The following is a 19,655-nucleotide window of genomic DNA, read 5'->3' as shown; positions in this document are numbered from 1 at the left end:
CAATATTAAGCAAACAGCTATATTTTATGATGATCGTATTTGTGGACTGCGATCGCCTATCAGCATATCTACAGTGCGATCGCTTTAGAGCAAAGTATTTTTATCAGTTGTGGTGAAGGCGATCGCAATTTGTCCACTAACTATATGGCAACTTTGAAAACAATTTTAGGTACGAAGCGATTAATGTAAAGCTTTAGCGATCGCTTCTAATTGCCTAACATTACTTGGTTCTGGAGTGAACAGTGCGAGTTTAGCAGATAGAAGTTTGTCTTTAGTGTAGATGCGCCAAACTGAGCTATCGATTAGTTCTAAAACGATTTCGCAAGGTTCATCTAGATCTATGTTTGGTTCTAAAGATGGAATGTTAGATACTTTTTGACAACCAACGATGACGGTATTAATTACTTGATCAAATTTTTGGGCTAATTGAACTAGCATTTTCCAACTCAGGATTAATCCTTGGGGTAAATATTTGATATTTGCTTCTAAATCGAGGATGCCTCTTTCCCAAATCATGCTGATATCGCCGATCGCTTCGAGATCTAAAATTGACCAGATAAGTTGTTGCTGTTTGTTACTTTCGATCAGGTTTAACAGGTCAATTAGTTCGACTGTCGATGTATTTTGGCTATTCTGATATTTGATTTCAATTACATTAGACATTTTTATTTTCCTGAAAAGCTATAGTGGTTCGGCGGACTGTCGCTTTCCTGTAAGTTGATTATAGCGATGTTGATGTGGGTTAGTATGGTCAGCACGGCGATGATTGGTAAAATCAATGTCTCTAATAATTTCGCCATCATAGCCAAATTCTCTGGCTTGGCGATATGTGTCTCCTGTGCGCCGACTGGTTCGTGAACCAATTTGAGTATGAGGATAGGGAGAGTCGGGAATTGGTAGCCCTGTTCTGGGATCGCGGGGTAAAGGTTGGTCAAACAATGGTTAATTTTAAATTATGAGCTTGCAAATTGTGACATAAATGTAGATCTCGTAGGGGCAAAGCATTCCCGCAGAGATTTATGATTTTACAGATTCCCTTCATTTGGGAATGCTTTGCCCTAAACCTCGTAACGCAGGGACAATTTATTTGTGAAAGCGAAGAGGGTTAAGCATTTGCGGAATGATGTCTCTGTGATGGGTTTAAAATTTGTGACGCAAATGCTTAACCCCTACGAGATATTGGTTATATCGGTTAATGTAGTGTCTAAAGATCTCCGACTTTTTGGGCGCTATCAAAAAGGATCTATGAATCCACAAAAAAAGTCGGAGATCTGGGTCTTTACTTTTCCTTTTTCCTTTTGCCTTTCTACTTTTTACTTGGCAAAAGCATCGTTGATTCAATTTCTTCGCGGACTTGTTTGCTGACGTAGCTGCGGTTCATGCACTCGACAAGGAGGAGATTGGCTGCGTAATATTTTTTGAGAAGTTCCACTTGTTCTTTAGTAAACTGCCAATCGTGACCAATATTGCGGTGCTTAATACATACATGACGGAATTTTTGAACCCACTCTCTTCCATTAGTTTGCCACCATTGCAAGTATATTTTGAGATCATTAATTGGTGATGGCAATTCATCTTTAACTGTTTGTACTAATTGCTGTAACTCAGTATCAGCTATATTGGCTTTACAAGATAGCTCAAGGGCAATTTCATGAGCTAGTTTTAGATAGAATTCAATCTCAAAAAAGATTTCCGAAAAAATATTGTTGTTTAAATTGAGAGAGAGTTTAAAGGCGATTTCAAGGACTGATTTAAGATTAGAGTCTATATTGAAAAGGATTTCCAGCGTGTGAATGAGATGGATATCAAGAATAAGTTTGAGGTCAATATCAATATCAATATCAAGATTGAGATCATAAGTGAAATCAATTTCAAGTCCATAGTCAAGTGCATAAGGGAGTTCATACGCACAAACTACAGCATCAGCATAATAAGCTCTAACAGCAACGTGTTTATACCTAGTGTGTACAGAATTCGTTTTTTGCTGTAACCAAAGTAAAAAGCATTGAAACTTCTCGTTCACTGCTAGCATTTCATCTATTTGCTTTTTCATCAATCGTAAAATATCATCCGATTGTCTTAATTCCACAGTTAGTAAAATAACATGTCTCCATCTAGGGTCAGTGATATGTTGCACTAGCATTTCAAATTTTTGTTTCTGTTCAATTTCGCGTGCTGTGAAATATTCTTGGAAAGTAAGATGAGAAAAAGAATAAATATTTTTTGCTCGAGTAACTAATAAACCGTGATGATACTCAATTGCCTCTAAAATCACTTCACTATAATCTGAGTTAGATAGATTAAACATATCTTCAATTTGTTTTTGTAAAGTATCCTTATGCAAGAAATATTCACTATTCTCAAACGCGCTAAAAGCAATTTTTCCTAACATACTCTGTTTGTTTTGGAGGGAAAAGTTTTTATAAATTTCCTCGCCTTTAACCTTACGTTCACTCCCCCATGTTTTCATTAATACTTCTACTCCTTCCTTGTAAAGTTCTGATAGCTTCACAGGTAAGTTTTGACGTTGCCCATACAAATAACATATTAGAGTTAGTAGTAATGGAGTTTTGGCTAATTCTTTTACAGGTTGATTATATTTCAATTGCTCTATTAAAATTTTTGCTTCTGTTTTATTTTTCTTCAAAAACCATTGATTAATGAATGTTTCAATTTGCTCATTATCAAAATCACTAACTTCTACATCTGTAAAGGTCTCAAATTCATTAGCTCTTGCAGGAATTCGACTAGTAATTACAAACCTATTTTTAAGCCAACGTGTTGAGAATTTTTTAATATCTTGCTTCACTTGATAATCGTGCTCATCTTTAATTTCATCTAATCCATCCAATAAGATTAACGCTTTACCATTTTCTAGTAAGCATTGCACCACATCTTGCGATACTTTAAGCTGTTGGAACTCGTTTAAAATGTAATTCTCTAGCGTTGGCTGTCCCCTCTCCTCCGCATAAGCCTTCAGCGTCACAAAGATCGGCACAAGTTCCCCATGGAACCTACCACTGAGACAAGACATAGCCAAATATTTCATAAATGTGGTTTTTCCTGCCCCCGGTTTACCCAATACCACTAGTTTTTGAAATTCTTCAACCGCCTCAAATCCCGCCACCCGTTCTTTAATCGTTCCTACCAAAAAGCGATCAAAATGCTCACGGGTACATACCTCCATCACCTCGTCATAGCCAATCCGCCGCCGCCCGATTACATCCTTAATGATATTCACATCGGTATAAATGCGATCCAGATCGACAGGTTGCGTCATATCCAATACCCGCATCGTCCCACAGCGATCGGTCACATCCGCCGCGATTTTTTGCTTCACCTCTTTGACTAGGAGATCGAGGTCATCACTTACGGCTTCTTCCCCTCGTATCTCTCTGAGTCCAAGATATTCACATATTTCGTTGAAATTGTTTTTGTCAATCGGTTTCCCAGCAAATAAGGCTGTAATAGTAGATCGCGAAATTTTTAGTTGTTCAGCAAGAAGCTGTTGCGTATACTTCTCGCGCCTCATCGCCTTTTTGATATTACTTATATCTTTCTGAGAAGCCCGTAGTGATCGTGCCATTTCTAAAACTCAAGCAACTCAATCCATTTTGACATTTTTTAAGTCACGCAAAAATTTGACGATGAAAATAAAGATTACTCAAGCACAGGCAACCTCTAACAGCGCAGATCTCCGACTTTTTCTATGAACTTGCAGATTCCCTTTGGTAGCACAAAAAAAGTCGGAGATCTTAATCTCTAACCGTAAAAGCACGCAAGTCACGCAAATCATGCAAAGTCAGTCAAGCAGCCATATTTCATAGTGTTGGCATAGTTTAATTCGGAACAAAAAATTATGTCAGTTCAAAAGCCAGTCACAACTCAAGCGATCGCCCAAACTAATAGCTCACCTGCTAACAAACAAACTGCGATCGAATCCATACCTTCAACAACATCCGTTGACGCATCCAATACAATTCCTACCCTAATCAATAGCCCAACTGTCGGCGCAATTCTTGCTCTTGCCGTCCTGATTCGAGTCATCCTCGATCGCCCTTCGTCAGACAAAAAGTAAAAACGCTGATATCGCCTAAATTACGAAACTCCAGACTAGAGATCTCCAAACAAAAAGAGAAGCATTGCTAAGCAATGCTTCTCTTTTTTAAAAATAGCGCTATGCGCTGTTTACAACTAGACAGCCGCGAAGTTAGCAGCAACAAAATCCCAGTTGATGAGTTTTTCGACAAAGTTAGCCATGAAGTTAGGACGGCTATTTTGGAAGTCGAGGTAATAAGCATGTTCCCAAACATCCATTGTCAACAAAGGTACTTGACCTTCATGAACTAGGGGATTTTCAGCATTAGGGGTTTTAGTGATTTTCAACTTACCGCCTTCAGCAACGAGCCATGCCCAGCCGCTACCAAATTGAGTTGCACCAGCATTTTTAAATTCGGTCTTAAAGTTATCCAAGCTACCAAAACTAGCATTGATTGCTTCTAACAAAGCACCAGTAGGAGCACCACCACCAGCAGGCTTAATGCCATTCCAGTAGAAAGTATGATTCCAAACTTGAGCAGCGTTATTAAAGATTCCCGCTTTGCCTTCTTTGTAGCTAATCTTGATGATTTCTTCTAAGGATTTGTCAGCAAGATCAGTATCTTTAATCAGGTTGTTGAGGTTATCAACATAAGCCTTATGGTGCTTACCATAGTGAAATGATAGTGTCTCAGCAGACATACCCGAAGCTGCAAGAGCATCTTGGGCATAGGGTAAAGATGGGAGTTCAAATGCCATTGTTGTTTAACCTTTTAAAGTTTGAAGTGATTTCTCAGCTTTAAGTATTGTTACAATTATAATCTAGATTGTAAATCGTAGTAACTGCTACAGCTTTAACTTTTTTAAGCATATTTTCATAGCGATCGCCATTCACCGATTTCACATCCATACAGCTATCGATCTTCGTAGATTGAATTACAGCTATCACTACGATTTACGCTCAAGCCCAAACCCAGATATTTTTGGAAAGTATTGCTTTGCAACACTTTCTAAAAATATCTAGTGGTTCCTTTACTCAGTAATTGCTGTAAAAAGCACAAAGTTATGAGTAATACCTACTAATACCCAGTTGGAATATCAACAATGACCAAAAGAGATCTATTACTCACTGGAGCAGCCGTCATCGGCAGTTCATGGCTATTTCAACTTTGGCGATCGCGATCCACAGATTCCACATCCACAGATTCCACACCCACAGACTCTGCGATCGCCGTAGACTTAACTAAAGCAACTAAGAAGTATCAAATTATGAAAACTGAAGATGAATGGAAACAAATTCTTACCCCAGAGCAGTTTCGTGTTTTACGCAAACATGGTACTGAGCGCTCATTTAGCAGTCCTCTCGATAAGGAATATAGCAAGGGTACTTATAACTGTGCTGGCTGCGATCAGCCATTATTCACATCTGACACTAAGTTCAATAGCCGCACGGGTTGGCCGAGCTTTTTTCAACCCATTGAAGGTGCGATCGCCACTACAACTGATACCTCTCTATTTATGAAGCGTATTGAAGTTCATTGCAGCCGATGCGGTGGACATTTAGGTCATGTCTTTGATGATGGACCAAAACCCACAGGACAACGTTACTGCATGAATGGAGTTTCTCTTAAATTCATTCCCGCTTAGGGCTTTGCCCTAAAATAAGGAACCGATGTTTGATGGTGCGGCAAAGCCGCACCATCAAATTACCAAACGAGGCGGCGCTTCGCGCCGCCTCGTTTAGTTACGCTGTTCTATGCCATTTTGAACATTTGTCACATTGGAAGGTGGGCGCGTCCAGTTAAAATCACTAATCCGAATCAGAAACTCCCCTAAGCCTTGATTAGGGTTATAACGAACCAATACAGAATAAGTACGCCTTGCATATTCCAAGGAATATACAGAGTCAAAGACAGAACCACTATCCAGATTCCAACTTTGCTGAATGCCAAGTCGAAATGGACCATAAATTTGCTGAATTATCGCGGCTGTAAGCACTTTCACATCGGAAACTTGATCAAAGAAGAATGGCGACTTTCCACTAGAAAATGCTTGGGTATAGCTCATACTTAACGCCGTATAATCAAGGAAGTCTTTAGCAAAATGACCGACTTCCGCCGCTAGTCCCACAGTTCCATATAAAACTGCTTGACTAGCTCCATTGGAATAGAAAGAAGTCACCCCTTGAGCGCTTAAAAAAGCATCTAACTTCGGCACAATTGGTTTTGGAGAAAAGCGCAGTCCTGTTTCTTTTTCGGCTGGCGCTGGCTCACCACGCAATAGAGGAAAGGCTCGACTCAAAACCGCAGCACCTTGGACACGAATTAAGGAACCAATTGTACTTGGTTGCAGATCAGATCTTTGCGCTCCCACAAACTGAACAGAAGCTTGATAGCTAAAGGAAATTTGAGAATCCCCCAGAACATAGTTGGGGGATAACAAAGTTGTTCCTAAAATGTTATTTACATCTTGAAATCCTAGGGAACCATTGAAAACCCGATCGCGAAAAGCGTACTGCGAAAGCAAAGTATGGTTGCCAAACACAGGGATCTGATAGCTGGCATTAGCTCGCAACAGAGAATCAATTCTAGAAAAGTCTAACCCTGAGAAACTAGCCCTTGCCGATAAACTAGATCCATCATCAAAAGCACCACTTAAAGTCGCCACAACCCCAATAATATCGAATCCTGAAAATCCACTCTGGCTGGAAAAAGCACGTTGAAGTAGCAATTGGGGTGATAACTGAAAGTTCAAGTTAGGTTCAGTAACTACATCAAAACTCTGTTGATAAAATACACCACCGCGATCAGTCCGATCAAAGCCCACCAACGCAGGAGCAAAGCGCTGAAAACGATCAAGCGTAATACTATTGACTGGCAATGGCAGTGAGAAGCCTTGATCAAAGACAATGCGGGGCGATTCTAAATCTAGACGGTTTTGGGTTGGCGAAATCGGCGTTAGGGTCGCTTTGCTGGTAGTTAGTTCCAGTTCAGGTGGACTGAAGGGATCGTTAGTCACGCGCAAATTTTCGGCAGTCCAAGTATCCCCATCTAGAATTAAGCGCTCGGCAATAAACCCAAGACGGCGTACTTGCCCATCATTAGAATTCCCAGTCCCGATCGGGGAGAGGGTAATTGAGTTACTGTCAGTTTGTGAAGGCGATCGCGATACTTCAGAACTATTCAAAGTACCCAGATCAACTGCACCTGATGCATTCAGAAGTTCGCCCTTAACATTGCCGTAATTATAAGTAAGCTTGGAACCACGGATCTTCTGATCGCCGCGTGTAAAAAATACATTCCCTTCCGCAACAACTTCTTGCGTTTTGGTATTTAACTGCACGCGATCGGCTTTAAGCTCAGATTTTTTGTAATTAATGACCACATTGCCTTCAGCGACAAATACCTGTGTGTTGATGTCATATTCTTGGCGATCACTGACCACATTTAACTTTTCACCTACACGCGGCGGCAAGGATGGACGCGGTTTATCGTTAGGTTTGGGTTTAGGTAGACTGTTGGGCTTGATTGGGCCAGCTTGAGCCAGCAGCTCAGCTTTGAAGTGCTGAGCGATCGCCTTAGGATCAGGCAATGTTTCTAAAAGGAGTTGTAGCTGCGCTCTGACCTCTATCGGCAATTCAGCAGGTAATTTAGCAACACGGCTAGGCGACGTTGGCGGTGATGCCAACGTTTGACTAGAGCTAGCCTGTCTCACCTCAGCATAGGTGCTAGGTGGCAGTTGAGTTGAAGGCGGTGTTAAGAAATCCATACTTCAACTAAGTTTACAGGATTTTTCTCTGAGATATAGCAGTCATACCAAAACATAAAACGGCTAGGCTGTTTTGTGTTTTTAAAACCTTTACTGGGTTTGGTTTTCAATTTACAAAAGTGTGACGACACTTTTGTAAATTAGGATCGCTACTGAATAGAATAAAAGCGGCGCGATGCGCCGCTTTTATTCTAAGGGTTACCTAGTTGCGAATTTGCACAGGCATAAGAAGATAAGTCATTTTGCTTGCCCCAATCGGTACAAGTACAGCGGGACTAGTGGGGTTATTCATCTGAATTTGAATTTCATTGCTTGGCAACGCCTTTAAGCCATCCAGTAGATATTTAACATTAAAGGCTATTTCCACATCTTCACCCGAAACTTGAGCAGGCAAAGACTCACGTCCTGCGGCTACATCAGGAGCCTCGACCGAGAGAGAAACTTCCTGCCCTGTGGAATCAATCGAAATTTTGACAATGTTGTTTTTTTGGTCAGCCAATACAGCAATGCGCTCTAACGCCGATAAGAACAATTTGCGCTCTAAGGTCACTTGGCGATCAAAGCGACTAGGAATCAATTGACGGTAGTTAGGATAAGTACCATCTAAAAGGCGAGAAATTAAGATTTGGCTAGCACTTTGAAAAATCATGTTAGCCCGATCAAACTTAACCGCGATCGCACCCTCGGTCTGTTGATTGAGCATTCGTTCTAGTTCCCGTAAGGCTCTAGCAGGGATCGTCACCTCCAGATTAGTCGTCACTGTATCCCCTGTCACAGGCGGCTCATCCGCATCCAAAAAGCCTGTCTGCAACACAGACAAGCGATGCCCATCGGTAGCAGCAAACTCCAAGCGATCGGCACTTGCCGTTAGATGCACACCCGTTAGAATTCGCTTCGTTTCATCAGCCGACGTAGCAAACAGGGTTGAGGCAAGCCCACTCAGCATCGACTCAACTGGCAGATAGGTAGTCTCGCCATCTTCGCCAATTTGAGGCAATTCAGGAAACTCTTCTACAGGCAAGCCATGCATTTGGTAGCGCCCTGAACCACAGATAATCGATACCATCGTGTTGTCCTTGTCCACGCTAAGCGTAATGTCTTCGTCGGGCAACCGTGACACAATGTCGTTGAGCAACTTCGCAGGTAGGGTAATCGATCCCGCCTCGACGACTTGAGCAGGAAAGGACACCTGAATTCCCAGATTGAGGTCAAAAGCCGTCATACCAAGGCTTTGATTGGAGCCATCCGCATCTAAACGAATATTTGCCAAGATTGGGTGTGTGGGACGAGAAGCAACTGCACGACCGACAAGGGCAAGATTAGCAGCGAGTTGATTTTGGGGACAGACTAGTCGCATAGTTTGGCAAGAGGATTTCTAAACTGTAGTGAAACTGAGTAGTGAGATTGAACGTGAAGACTAAATTTTAAATAAACTTTTTAAGTTTTTATGAGGATGTAAAAAATTTAGACTTTTGCTGTCTAGGCGGCTTTAATTTTTGAGTTTAAATTTGAGTTTAAGTTTTGAGAATTTTTTAAGGTTTAAAGATTTTTATAAAAATCGGGAAATGTGTTTAAAACTACTTTGCAAGAAAAACGAAAATTTCTAAATAAACTTTTCAATGAAAGTTTTTTACTTTTTATTTTTTTGATTTGTGGAAGCCAATCATACCATCGTTGTAATTTTTTGCACTATCAAAATCAAATTTAAAATTTCGTTGTTTTTTCATTCGATCTAATAATTACTCTTTTAAAGAATAAAAATATTAAATAGTAGTAGTAGGGGCTGTGGAAAATGTGGAAAACTCGGAGAAAACTTTATTTGATAGTACTTTTAGCGTTTTTTACCTGTGGATAAACCTGTGGATAAAGTGGCTAGTTTTCCACAGAGTATAAATACCTAGTAAAAGTTTTCCACATTTATTCAAAAGTTTTCCCCAGATATTAACTACTTTTCCACAGAAAGATAGTAGTTTTCCACAGGTTTTCCACAGGCTAAAAACAAATAACTAGATTTATCAACAGATCAACAACCAAAATGTTTGTAAAAAACTCTTTTGAAATTTATCCGAGAAAACTTAACAATACTTAAATAATCAGAATTTATAAAGATCAAAATTGCTTTTGCTAATTTCCTGATTTAGGGAATTGCCACTTGATTAGTAATTTTGATCTGTTGATCCCGTCTTAATAAACCTAAAATTTTAACTGTATTTTGATCGTGATTGTGGACTTAGCCCCAAGGCGATCGCCAAATTTTCTCTATGATTTCTTTACGCATCCTTGGGGATTGATATAGTGATGAAAAGTTAAATTGCCTGATTAAATTTTAAATATAGGTTTAGAAATTGTGATTAAGATTGTGCTTAAAAATTTGTTGAGTCGCCTATGTTTGGGGGCGATCGCCTTACTATTTAGCTTTAATTTATGTATAGGTACGGCTCTAGCTTTGCAGGTATCAGATATCCCTGACTTAGATGAGATTAAGACTCTGACTGAACAGACTTGGGTAATTGATGACTCTGAGGTACTGAGTGCTTCGACTAAAGGGGCGATCGCTAGCAAAGCGGAAAAACTAGCAGAATTGACAGGAATCGAAGTGCATGTGGTAGCTATTCGCCGCATTGATTTAGGTCAACCTGCATCGGAGTTTACCTCGGAACTATTTGATAAGTGGTTCCCTACGGAGGAAGCAAAGGCGAATCAAGTATTATTATTTATGGCAACAGAAGACCACCGCACGGCGATTCAAACTGGTGCAAAGGTTAAAGAAGTTCTGCCCGATAGCATTGCCAATAGTATTGCTGATGAGACGATGCTCTATCCTGCGCGTAAGGCAAACTATAACCAAGCAGTTAATGAGGGAATTGCTCGTTTAGAAACAGTTTTGAAGGGTAATCCTGACCCTGGTGCGCCTCTGTTGGCGGTGGAAGAAACGGAGACGAGTAATTATGCAACTAAGGAAGAAACAGAGGCTAGTTCATCTAATGTGGTGGTAATTATTTTGCTGATTTTGGCGACACTTTTACCGATGGCGACCTATTACTGGTTGCAAAGTCAACCCTAAACCCCAAAGAGAAAGGCGGTGCTTTGCACCGCCTTTCTCTTTGGGAGTTATTCATCAAAATCTTGAGCTAAATTGGGAGGCGTAACAGCGCGAGTCACTCTCACTTTATGGCTTTCTCGTTGGGTTTGTGCTTCGATCGCGATCGCTTCAAAGGCTACATCAATACTACTGAGTGGAATCGATATATTGGTACGGGTTTCAATAAACTCGGCATTAGGAACCTTACTAAAATCTAATAACCAACGCGGTCCATCGACAATCATGCGAGTTTGCAAATCTTTAATCCAGAACTTCACGAAGAATTTAGGAGCGATCGCAGGTAAGCGCACCGTTATTTGCATCGGTGTTCCTGAAAGCATCTCACCTGCGGGAATAATGATCTCAGGGATGGGAATTGGTTCTTGATCTGATAAAGCCTGTGGTGTAGATTCTTGGATATTGCGGATAGTCTGGGCAGTTTCCGACAAAGTGGATGCGGTGGAATTAGAGCCTGTGACATTGCTAATGGGAAAGCTATTAGGATCAATAGATTCTTCCCAAACATATTCATTTAAAATGAGGTCTGGTTCGGAGGTGAATAATCGATCAAGTTCGACATCAAGTTCAAGATCGAGTTCTGCAAGGCTAGTTGCTTCGGCGATCGTGCGTGGGGTTTGTTCGGGGCTATCTAGATCGATGGATATATTGTTTCCATCATTGGCTCCGTCAGAATCTAGTAATGGATCGCTAGGCGCAAAGGTATCGAGTAAGAGTTCTTCCGTTCGTTGGTTGGCTTTTTGGGCAGCGATCGCTTCCGCCGATAAGGTTTGCAGCTTATTCAGAAAACGATTATTACGATTGCGGGAACGCTGATCGTTAGGAGTCGGCAGTGGATTACTGGTGAATTGTGAAGTTTCTAAACGTGGTTGTTCGAGGAGTTCTTCGTAGTTTTGGGGAAGTTCTTCTTCAAAACTATAAAGTAGCTCTGGTTCTTCTTCTTCGGCTAATGGATTAGGGCGATCAATATCAGCTAAATCACCAATATTTGTCAGTTGAAATTCTGGCTCGGTTTCCTGAATGTCATCTGCCTCTACCTGTGGAAAACTTTGAGAATTAGGAACATCTATGTCTGGATTTACCAGATTCAAAGATTGACTTCCTGCTTTATTTTGTACGGATGGTAAAGGAGGTAATGATAAAGCAGTGGTGGGCTTTTGCTGCTCTAATCCCTTTTCCTGACTGGCTTTAGATCTGTTAGAAGGTATGGGTGGGAGACTAAGCGAATTGGCTGATTTTGTTTTTGGTGATAGATTTTCAGGCTGACTTTCCGTTGGTGAAGACACCTGTGGAAAACCCTGTGGAAATTGTGGGTAACTAGGTGGCTCCACCAATGTTTCTGTAGGTTGAGAATTAGGGAAAGTATTCTCTTGAGTCGAATATTGCTGAGCTTCTTTGATGAGTTCAGGTAGGACTCTTGATGCAGGATAGGAAACAGCGATCGCCTGTTGTGCTACAAATAAATCTATATCTTGCGGAAAGTCTTGACGGGGACGGATTTGCACATCACCAATCAGGACTTGAATCTCTGAAGGCGGCGGCACAATAATTTGATAATTAAATGGTATTGCGCCAGTTGTGGGATGGCGATCGCTAGAGTTGGCGATCGCGAAGCGCTGATTGACCACAACATCAAGGGTTTGAGGATCTTTGAGGCTGACTTCGAGTTCTCCTTGTGTATAGACCTCCCCTGTAAGATTGAAGCTATTATCTTCGTTGAGAATATATTGTGGCTGTTTTAAGCGCAATAAAATACGAGGCTGAAGTAGGGAGTCTATTTCTGTGAAAATGTTTTCACTAGATGTTTCTCCCTGTTCCAATAGATTGGGGTGCTCATTGGACAGTTCTCTTTCTGGAGCGTCGCTATCACTTACTTCATCAATTTCATCTTCGTCATTAAAGAGTGCAAACTCTTCAAACATTGATTGGACAAGTTCCGTTGATCTCTGCTCGGCAATGTCGAGAATTGGCGAACTATAAATTATTGGTGTTGGTTCTGTTTGGATGATTCCCAAGGCATTGGTATGGGCTTCATTGGCAAGCTCGGTGGGATTATCTAAATCTTCTTCAATATCGCTATATTGCCATTCTGAACCTGCTTCTGATGAAATTTGAATAACATCAAACTTGACGGTTTTTTTCCATGCGGGAGCTAAATTGGCAGGAGCTAAATTGTTATTCGCACCAGTATTATCAATAGTATCTGCCGAGTCTTGACCAGATTCCGTGTCTGATTCTGTTGCTAGACAATCGATCTGCCATAGCCCTGGCACAAAATTAGTGTAGGGCATCACGATCAGCAATCCATCATGGCTGATCCGCTTGGCAATTTTTTGTTGAAAAGGCTGATGCCGCACATCGGCAAGGGGGCGATAGGCGATCGCAATTCCAACTAGCGCATTTGCTATAGCAGAGCGTGCAGCAAGTCGGTACTGCCCTTCCAAAATCTCTACGGTTGGAGATTCTAAGGGCAACCAGGACTTGTCACCTTTGCGTTGTAGCAAAAACTCCCAGTTTTCCATATTCGGCGATCGCGGGTTAAGTGTGCTTAGTTATGGCAAATACTAACCGATCTAGGTTTGTATAGCAATTGTGTTTAAAGATGCCAGCAATTCTCATTACAAATATTGGTTTTTTGAAAGCCCGCCGTTGGCGGGCTTTCAAAAAACCGATTTTAGTGTTTCCCGCGCCGCAGGCGCGGGAAACACTAAAATCGGTTTCATAATTAGATAGAAAGACCGAGTTTAAGTCCTAGCAAAGCATGGGCTACCAAAAGCACCACGATCGCACTGCCTAGATAGGCATGGGCATTGCGAAGTAATGGTTGATTACCACCAAATCCAGTGAGCGAAATTGTGCCATTGATGGCTAGCAAGGTCAAAACAACTGAGCCTGTAATGAAATGGGGACTCTCTAGCAACGGTTTACCCTGCATTACTAATGACAGTAAGCCGCCTGTATATCCCGTGGCTAAAAATACGGTCATCAATGGTGCAACTTTGCGATGATCCGCTTTGTTCTTGTTAGCAACTTCAGTATCTGTAGTCGTGCGACTGCGCCATCCTGAAATCGCCACAAATGATCCCATTGCCACAATGACGATCCCCATAAAAAATGGATGACCCCAGTGGGTAATTGGTTCAGGGATATGCAGGGATTGAAATTGATCGGAAATTGGCTGAAGTGACTCAGTGAGTTTAGTGGCAAATGCAGTCATAGATTTGGGAGTAACTAAGATAGAAAATTGTTTGAAAACTGCAAAAAATCTTTACAATTTTTAATGATTGTAGCGGTTTTTGCTGAATTACACCAAAAGATTAAGAGGCAAAGCTTTGCCTCTTAATCTTTTGGTGTCTGTTGGAGTAGTAATGCTCATTATAAAAACCGATTTTTGGAAAGCCAGCTGTTGGCAGGCTTTCCAAAAATCGGTTTTTATTGTTTATAGCGCCTTTGGTGCTATAGCTATAGCCACCTGTATCAGGACACATAAACACCCAAATAGTGTGAGGCGGCGCGAAGCGCCGCCTCACATGATGTCCTAACAAGAATGGCGACAGCTATAGAAACAATAAAAACCAAAATTGCTGATGTTAGGGCTTAATTTAAGTGGCTACAGCTATAGCTGTAGTAGTATGTCTGTGTAGATTACGGTATCGCGATCGCGGTAAAACAAAACAGGTGATTCAGGTCGAACAGTCGTCGATCAAGCCTTTAAAAGATATAGATTCCCAGAATGGGCGATCGCTAGAAATATTAGCTAGAGCGATCAATCTTTTTCAGGGATCTTTTTCGCTGATTATTGTTAATTGTAATTACCGTAGTCTCAGGCAAAAGCTGCTAACTGCTCTAGCCTCACAAACAAAATTGCCATATCGTGAGATCTGGTGGCAATCCCAAGAGACTTTATATGGCAAATTGCAAGGACTTTGGCGTGATGCTCAGATTGAAAATATTTCCGCCTTAATGTGTTTGGGGTTCGAGCAAACTAGTCCTGAAAACTTAGAAGATTTATTTGTAGAAGCTAGTCTATTTCGCGATCGCCTAAAGCAGCAAATTAACTGCCCACTAGTATTGTGGCTGAATGATCGGGAACTGCAACAATTATGGATTAGCAGTCCTGAGATCGCAAATTTGGCAGCACCGCCGATCAAATTTGGATTGACACCTGTGGAATTAAATACAGAAGTTAATCAACAAGTAGATCGATTATTGGATATCACTAGAGATCCTGAAATCCCTCTATTTTGGCAAGATACCAAAATCGATGCTGATCGGGAATCCTTCTCCTACAGTGAGCTAGAGTTGGCAAGGCGAGAGTTGAGAATTGCTCAGTACAACACTAATCAAGAGATTTCCTTAGAATTAGAAGCAAAACTGGATTTTGCATTAGGGCGGCTATTGTGGAGATCGGCTGAGGCAATAGCCAGTGATGTGTATGTAGAATCTCAAGGCGAAGTCCATAGCGTCTCGCAAATATACTATCAATGCAGTCTTGCCTATTGGCAAAGAGTAGACCGACCAATTGAGTGTGGGATCGTTTTATTTTATCTAGGGAATTTATGGTGGCATAATTCCTTTGTGAATGGTCGGCAGGCTCAAGCTTCTTGGCTCAAGGCAAAACAATTTTTTCAAGAAGCGATCGCGGCTTTGAAGGAAGCCAATCAATGGGACTTAATTGCAAAATATAGCCGAGCCTATAGTGGAGTCCTCGAACAACTCAAGCAATGGCAAGAACTAGAAATATGGATTAGAGCATTGTTGCTACTGCATCAACAGATGCCCCTTGAACTGGCTCAAGATTATGGATACTTGGCTAAAATTGCTGTAGAAAGAGGCTTATGGTCGCAAGTTAAGGATTATGCCTGTAAAGCTCTGTCTACATTAGAGCAAGTTCCTGCTTTTTATGAAGAAAGCCTCACCCATAATTGGTTGCGGATGTGTCATATTCAGAGAGGGCAATATCAACTTTTACTCACCCAGAGTTATCTTCAGCTTAAGGAACTAGAACTAGCCTCAAATGTAATTGAAGCTACGCTCTCTAACTTTAATCTTAATTATGAACCAAAACTTTATATTCGATTTCTTGATACTTTTCATGATATTGCCTTTGCCCAAGGTCGCTATCTCCAAGCTTTTCAAACAAGGCAAAGACAGCGATCGCTAGAGCAGCAATATGGGCTGAGAGCCTTTATTGGTGCCGGTACGCTCCAACCGAAACAAACTTCTCCTAATTCCAATATTTCGGAGCTAGATGCCAGTAAGTTTGACATCAATGCTGGTGAAATTGCCGCATCAGGACGCACGCAAGATGTGGAACGCTTAGTGGAAAGGATACTCTCCATTGAGCATCAACTCACGGTAATTCATGGCGAATCAGGAGTTGGTAAAAGTTCATTGGTAAATGCTGGTTTGATTCCTGCGCTATTGCAGCGATCGCTCTCAGGACAAGAGTTACTACCGATCAAGATCCATGTTTATACCAATTGGATTAGTGTTATCTCTGCGGCTATTTATAAGGGCCTCCATCCTCATACCAATGGCTTTCGCAGAGCAGATGTTTTATCGAGCGATCGTGATGCTCAACATTTACTACAAAAATTTCGACAACTAGCGGCTCAAGGCACTCAGATTGTGTTAATCCTTGACCAGTTTGAAGAATTCTTTTCTACTTGTACCCAATCAGGGGAAAGACAAACTTTTATTGATTTTTGGCAAAATTGTCTAAAAATCCCCCTCCTCAAAATCGTAATTTCACTCCGTGAAGATTATCTCTATTTACTCCTAGAATTAGAATCGGCTCATCCAGAAGTCGATATCTTAAGCCGTAATTTTCGTTATGTATTGGGAAATCTCTCCCCATCGGATGCGAAATCTCTAATCGAAAATCTCACCGAACATGCCAATTTTACCCTTGAGCCGATCCTCGTTGATGAGTTGGTGAAGGATCTAGCAGGCGATCGCGGATCAGTTCGCCCGATCGAACTGCAACTAGTTGGCTCCCAAATTCAAGATCGCAATATCACCACACTTGCGGCTTATTTGGCGGCTGGAGGTAAGCAACGCCTTGTCGAACAATCCGTTGAAGAAGTAATTCAAGCCTGTGGTAATGCTTCCTTTATTGCTCAGCAGGTATTGATTTTACTCACCGATGAGCAAGGTAAGCGTCCTATGCTTACTTATAATGAATTGCGAACAGGATTGCTGTCTTACTCTAGCAATACTGTAGATCTTGACTTAGTTTTAGAAATTTTAATTGGCTCGGGTTTAATCTTCCAATTGCCTGAAGTGCCGAGCAACCGCTACCAACTAGTCCATGATTATCTCGTTTCATTTATACGTGCTAACCAAGAAGCGGGTCTATTGAACGAGCTACGCAAAGTCCGATCCTCCGCTCAACGTAGTCAAGCCAATCTCAATCGACTGATTAAGTTTGCTTTGGTAGGAACAGTAGTGGGATTGTTTGTGATGGCAGGTTTAGCCCTTCAAGCAAATCGTCAGCGCCAGCTTGCCGAATTTGGGGAAATTGAAGCATTGATTTCTTCAGCAAACTCTAGCTTTTTGCTCAATCGTCAATTGGAATCTTTGGCAACAATTGTCCAATCTGCAAAGAAATTAAATGATACAGATGAAGGAATTGATAAAACTAGGATTACTCAATCATCCTTTGAAAATCTGCAAACAATTGTCTATAGTATTCGTGAACGCTATCGGTTTCACTCAGCCAAAAGAGATTCTCCATTTTATGCCGCGAAATTTAGTCCCGATGGTAATATGTTCGCCCTTGGGAGCTTTGATGGAAGTGTGTATCTATATCAAAGTAATGGTAAGCTGATCGCGCAGTTAACTGGTATGCAGACGCGAGATATTCGCGGTTTAAGTTTTAGTCCTGATGGTAAAAGAATTGCTTCGACGGGAAAAGGCAAAAGTGTTAGGATTTGGGATGTTGAGTCTGGTAAATTAATTGGGAAGTTTTATGCTCACCAAGATGATATTTTAAGAGTGGATTTTCATCCTGATGGGAGAAAGTTACTGACTGGTAGTAAGGATGGCAGTGTTAAGCTTTGGGATAGTTATCGCGGCGTTGAACTGCTGACTTTAAACCCTAAAAATGTTGGTAATAACTCTCCCAATAAAGAATCTGGCGCGATCCAAGATACAAGTTTTAGCCCCGATGGTAATTTGATTGTGACGGCTAAAAACACCACGATCGCACTCTGGGATTTGCAAGGTAACTTACTCTCCAGTGCGATCGCCCATGATCAAGAACTCTATAGCGTCAAGTTTCATCCCAATGGGAAGCAGTTGTTAACTTCGGGACGAGATGAAATGGTAAAGCTTTGGCAGATTACCGATCAAAATCGTCAAATTCAATTAATGCGGATATTCAAAGGAACCTCAACTGATGTGTTGAGCTTAAACTTCAGTGCTGACGGTGAGAGAATTGCGCTTGGTTCTCAAGATAGTACAATCCAAATCCTCAATTCTGCTGGCATCATAGAAATGAAATTAGGAGGACATACCGATGGTATTTTTGATGTTAACTTCAGTCCTAATGGTCAATATCTTCTATCAGCTAGCAAAGATCGCACAGTCAGGCTCTGGGATCTCAAAGCTACCTTGCTCAATACTCTCTATGGACATACGAGCAGTATTTGGTCAGTGAATTTTAGCCCTGACGGGAAAATGTTAGCCTCAGGTAGTGTTGATAAAACTGTTCGTCTTTGGAATGCCGATGGAACTTTTAGACAAGAACTCAAAGGGCATTTAGATACTGTCTATGGAGTTAGTTTTAGTGCTGATGGCACAAAGCTTGTCACGGCTAGTGATGACCAAACTGTAAAAATCTGGAATAGTGCTACGGGGCAACTATTACATTCACTTAATATTCATGGAGCGAAGCTCATCTATGCCACCTTTAGCCCTGATCAAAAGCTGTTAGCAACTCTTGGTTGGGATAACAAAATTAAAATATGGCAATGGAACAATACTGATAATCCTAAGCTATTGCATGTGCTAGAGGGACATACAGGCACGGTCTGGTCGATCGCCTTTAGTCCTGATAGTCAGTCAATAGCTTCGACTAGCAATGATCAAACCGTGAAAGTTTGGAATGTGAACAGTGGTCAGAATGTGCATACTATGGAAGCCCATGTGAATGGAGGTCTGGCAGTAGCCTATAGCCCCGATGGTAAGCAGATTGGCTCGGTGGGTAAGGATGGCAAATTAAAACTATGGAATGCCCAAACTGGTGTGCTTGAACAAATCATCATTGTGACTCCTGATTCTTGGATTTTTGGGATGGCTTTTAGTCCAGACGGTAAGGCGATCGCTACAGCAAATGCTGATAAAACTGTCAAAATCATGGATCGGGCTAGTGGTAAACTGCTCAAAACCCTATCTGGACATACCGCCGAAGCCTATGCTCTCACCTATAGTCCTGATGGTAAAAAAATTGTTTCCGCTAGTCGCGACAATAGTCTCAAATTATGGAATGCAGAGACTTTGAGCTTTGACGAATTAGTGCGGAGAGGCTGTGTCCTATTAGAGAACTACCTTGAATCATCACCCTCATTGCCTCTAGAACAAAAACAAATGTGTCTTAAGGATTAGACAGATATAGCTATAGCCACTTTAGCTACTCCCTTCCCAGTCTAATAATAGACATTAAAACTCAAGAATTAGTGGTGCGGCACGAAGTGCTGCATCACTAATTCTTGGGTGTGAAAGGAGTATCTTAATGGCTTTTTTT

The 19,655-nt window shown here is 41.3% G+C and carries 13 protein-coding genes; 5 read left to right on the top strand and 8 right to left on the bottom strand.

Annotation, left to right across the window (positions count from 1 at the left end):
• Positions 1-39: 39 nt before the first annotated feature.
• On the top strand, positions 40-189 hold the full coding sequence (locus H6G05_RS15615; protein ID WP_190579135.1) for a hypothetical protein: 150 nt from the start codon (positions 40-42) through the stop codon (positions 187-189).
• On the opposite strand, the gene H6G05_RS15610 is transcribed toward H6G05_RS15615, so the two are convergent.
• From H6G05_RS15610 to H6G05_RS15600, 3 genes are all read right to left on the bottom strand, one after another.
• Positions 181-663 (bottom strand): hypothetical protein, encoded by a 483-nt coding sequence (locus tag H6G05_RS15610; protein WP_190579134.1) that lies wholly within the window; start codon positions 661-663, stop codon positions 181-183. The two genes, H6G05_RS15615 and H6G05_RS15610, sit on opposite strands and share 9 nt — an antisense overlap.
• 18 nt (positions 664-681) lie before the next feature.
• Positions 682-939 carry a hypothetical protein gene (locus tag H6G05_RS15605; RefSeq protein ID WP_094535063.1) on the bottom strand — a complete coding sequence of 86 codons (258 nt, stop codon included), beginning with the start codon at positions 937-939 and terminating at the stop codon, positions 682-684.
• Positions 940-1,306: 367 nt separating this feature from the next.
• Complete coding sequence (locus tag H6G05_RS15600) at positions 1,307-3,586, bottom strand: NACHT domain-containing protein (RefSeq protein ID WP_190579133.1); 2,280 nt, start codon at positions 3,584-3,586, stop codon at positions 1,307-1,309.
• Positions 3,587-3,859: 273 nt separating this feature from the next.
• Between H6G05_RS15600 and H6G05_RS15595 the strand changes: the two genes are divergently transcribed.
• Entirely contained in the window at positions 3,860-4,078 is a 219-nt protein-coding gene (locus H6G05_RS15595; RefSeq protein ID WP_190579132.1) for a hypothetical protein, read from the top strand.
• A gap of 116 nt (positions 4,079-4,194) precedes the next feature.
• Here the strand turns inward: H6G05_RS15595 and H6G05_RS15590 are convergent, their stop codons facing one another.
• The gene (locus H6G05_RS15590; protein WP_190579131.1) at positions 4,195-4,797 is read right to left on the bottom strand and encodes a superoxide dismutase; all 603 of its coding nucleotides are present in this window, start codon (positions 4,795-4,797) and stop codon (positions 4,195-4,197) included.
• Between the two features lie 345 nt (positions 4,798-5,142).
• Between H6G05_RS15590 and msrB the strand changes: the two genes are divergently transcribed.
• Positions 5,143-5,685: a peptide-methionine (R)-S-oxide reductase MsrB gene (gene msrB / locus H6G05_RS15585; protein ID WP_190579130.1), complete on the top strand. Its 543-nt coding sequence runs from the start codon at positions 5,143-5,145 to the stop codon at positions 5,683-5,685.
• Between the two features lie 93 nt (positions 5,686-5,778).
• Here the strand turns inward: msrB and H6G05_RS15580 are convergent, their stop codons facing one another.
• The gene (locus H6G05_RS15580; RefSeq protein WP_190579129.1) at positions 5,779-7,806 is read right to left on the bottom strand and encodes a DUF3769 domain-containing protein; all 2,028 of its coding nucleotides are present in this window, start codon (positions 7,804-7,806) and stop codon (positions 5,779-5,781) included.
• A gap of 202 nt (positions 7,807-8,008) precedes the next feature.
• Complete coding sequence (dnaN, locus tag H6G05_RS15575; protein ID WP_190579128.1) at positions 8,009-9,163, bottom strand: DNA polymerase III subunit beta; 1,155 nt, start codon at positions 9,161-9,163, stop codon at positions 8,009-8,011.
• Positions 9,164-10,165: 1,002 nt separating this feature from the next.
• On the opposite strand from dnaN, the gene psb32 reads away from it, so the two are divergent.
• The gene (gene psb32 / locus H6G05_RS15570; RefSeq protein ID WP_322096376.1) at positions 10,166-10,870 is read left to right on the top strand and encodes a photosystem II repair protein Psb32; all 705 of its coding nucleotides are present in this window, start codon (positions 10,166-10,168) and stop codon (positions 10,868-10,870) included.
• Positions 10,871-10,917: 47 nt separating this feature from the next.
• Here the strand turns inward: psb32 and H6G05_RS15565 are convergent, their stop codons facing one another.
• Positions 10,918-13,428 (bottom strand): hypothetical protein, encoded by a 2,511-nt coding sequence (locus tag H6G05_RS15565; RefSeq protein WP_190579127.1) that lies wholly within the window; start codon positions 13,426-13,428, stop codon positions 10,918-10,920.
• Positions 13,429-13,631: 203 nt separating this feature from the next.
• The gene (locus tag H6G05_RS15560) at positions 13,632-14,123 is read right to left on the bottom strand and encodes a DUF4079 domain-containing protein (protein ID WP_190579125.1); all 492 of its coding nucleotides are present in this window, start codon (positions 14,121-14,123) and stop codon (positions 13,632-13,634) included.
• A 389-nt stretch (positions 14,124-14,512) separates the two neighbouring features.
• Between H6G05_RS15560 and H6G05_RS25865 the strand changes: the two genes are divergently transcribed.
• Positions 14,513-19,516, top strand: a complete 5,004-nt coding sequence (locus H6G05_RS25865; RefSeq protein WP_190579123.1) for a WD40 domain-containing protein — start codon at positions 14,513-14,515, stop codon at positions 19,514-19,516.
• Positions 19,517-19,655: the final 139 nt, after the last annotated feature.

The sequence above is a fragment of the Phormidium tenue FACHB-1050 genome, from assembly GCF_014696925.1.
Classification (GTDB): domain Bacteria; phylum Cyanobacteriota; class Cyanobacteriia; order Pseudanabaenales; family Pseudanabaenaceae; genus Pseudanabaena.
This window is presented reverse-complemented; position numbering and strand designations above follow the sequence as displayed.

What these genes read in the sequence shown, in the direction of transcription:
- H6G05_RS15595 (WP_190579132.1), top strand. Translation starts at nt 3,860, where the DNA reads ATGTCAGTTCAAAAGCCAGTCACAACTCAAGCGATCGCCCAAACTAAT.
- dnaN (WP_190579128.1), bottom strand. Translation starts at nt 9,163, where the DNA reads ATGCGACTAGTCTGTCCCCAAAATCAACTCGCTGCTAATCTTGCCCTT.
- H6G05_RS15560 (WP_190579125.1), bottom strand. Translation starts at nt 14,123, where the DNA reads ATGACTGCATTTGCCACTAAACTCACTGAGTCACTTCAGCCAATTTCC.
- H6G05_RS15565 (WP_190579127.1), bottom strand. Translation starts at nt 13,428, where the DNA reads ATGGAAAACTGGGAGTTTTTGCTACAACGCAAAGGTGACAAGTCCTGG.
- H6G05_RS15590 (WP_190579131.1), bottom strand. Translation starts at nt 4,797, where the DNA reads ATGGCATTTGAACTCCCATCTTTACCCTATGCCCAAGATGCTCTTGCA.
- H6G05_RS15610 (WP_190579134.1), bottom strand. Translation starts at nt 663, where the DNA reads ATGTCTAATGTAATTGAAATCAAATATCAGAATAGCCAAAATACATCG.
- H6G05_RS15600 (WP_190579133.1), bottom strand. Translation starts at nt 3,586, where the DNA reads ATGGCACGATCACTACGGGCTTCTCAGAAAGATATAAGTAATATCAAA.
- H6G05_RS15580 (WP_190579129.1), bottom strand. Translation starts at nt 7,806, where the DNA reads ATGGATTTCTTAACACCGCCTTCAACTCAACTGCCACCTAGCACCTAT.
- msrB (WP_190579130.1), top strand. Translation starts at nt 5,143, where the DNA reads ATGACCAAAAGAGATCTATTACTCACTGGAGCAGCCGTCATCGGCAGT.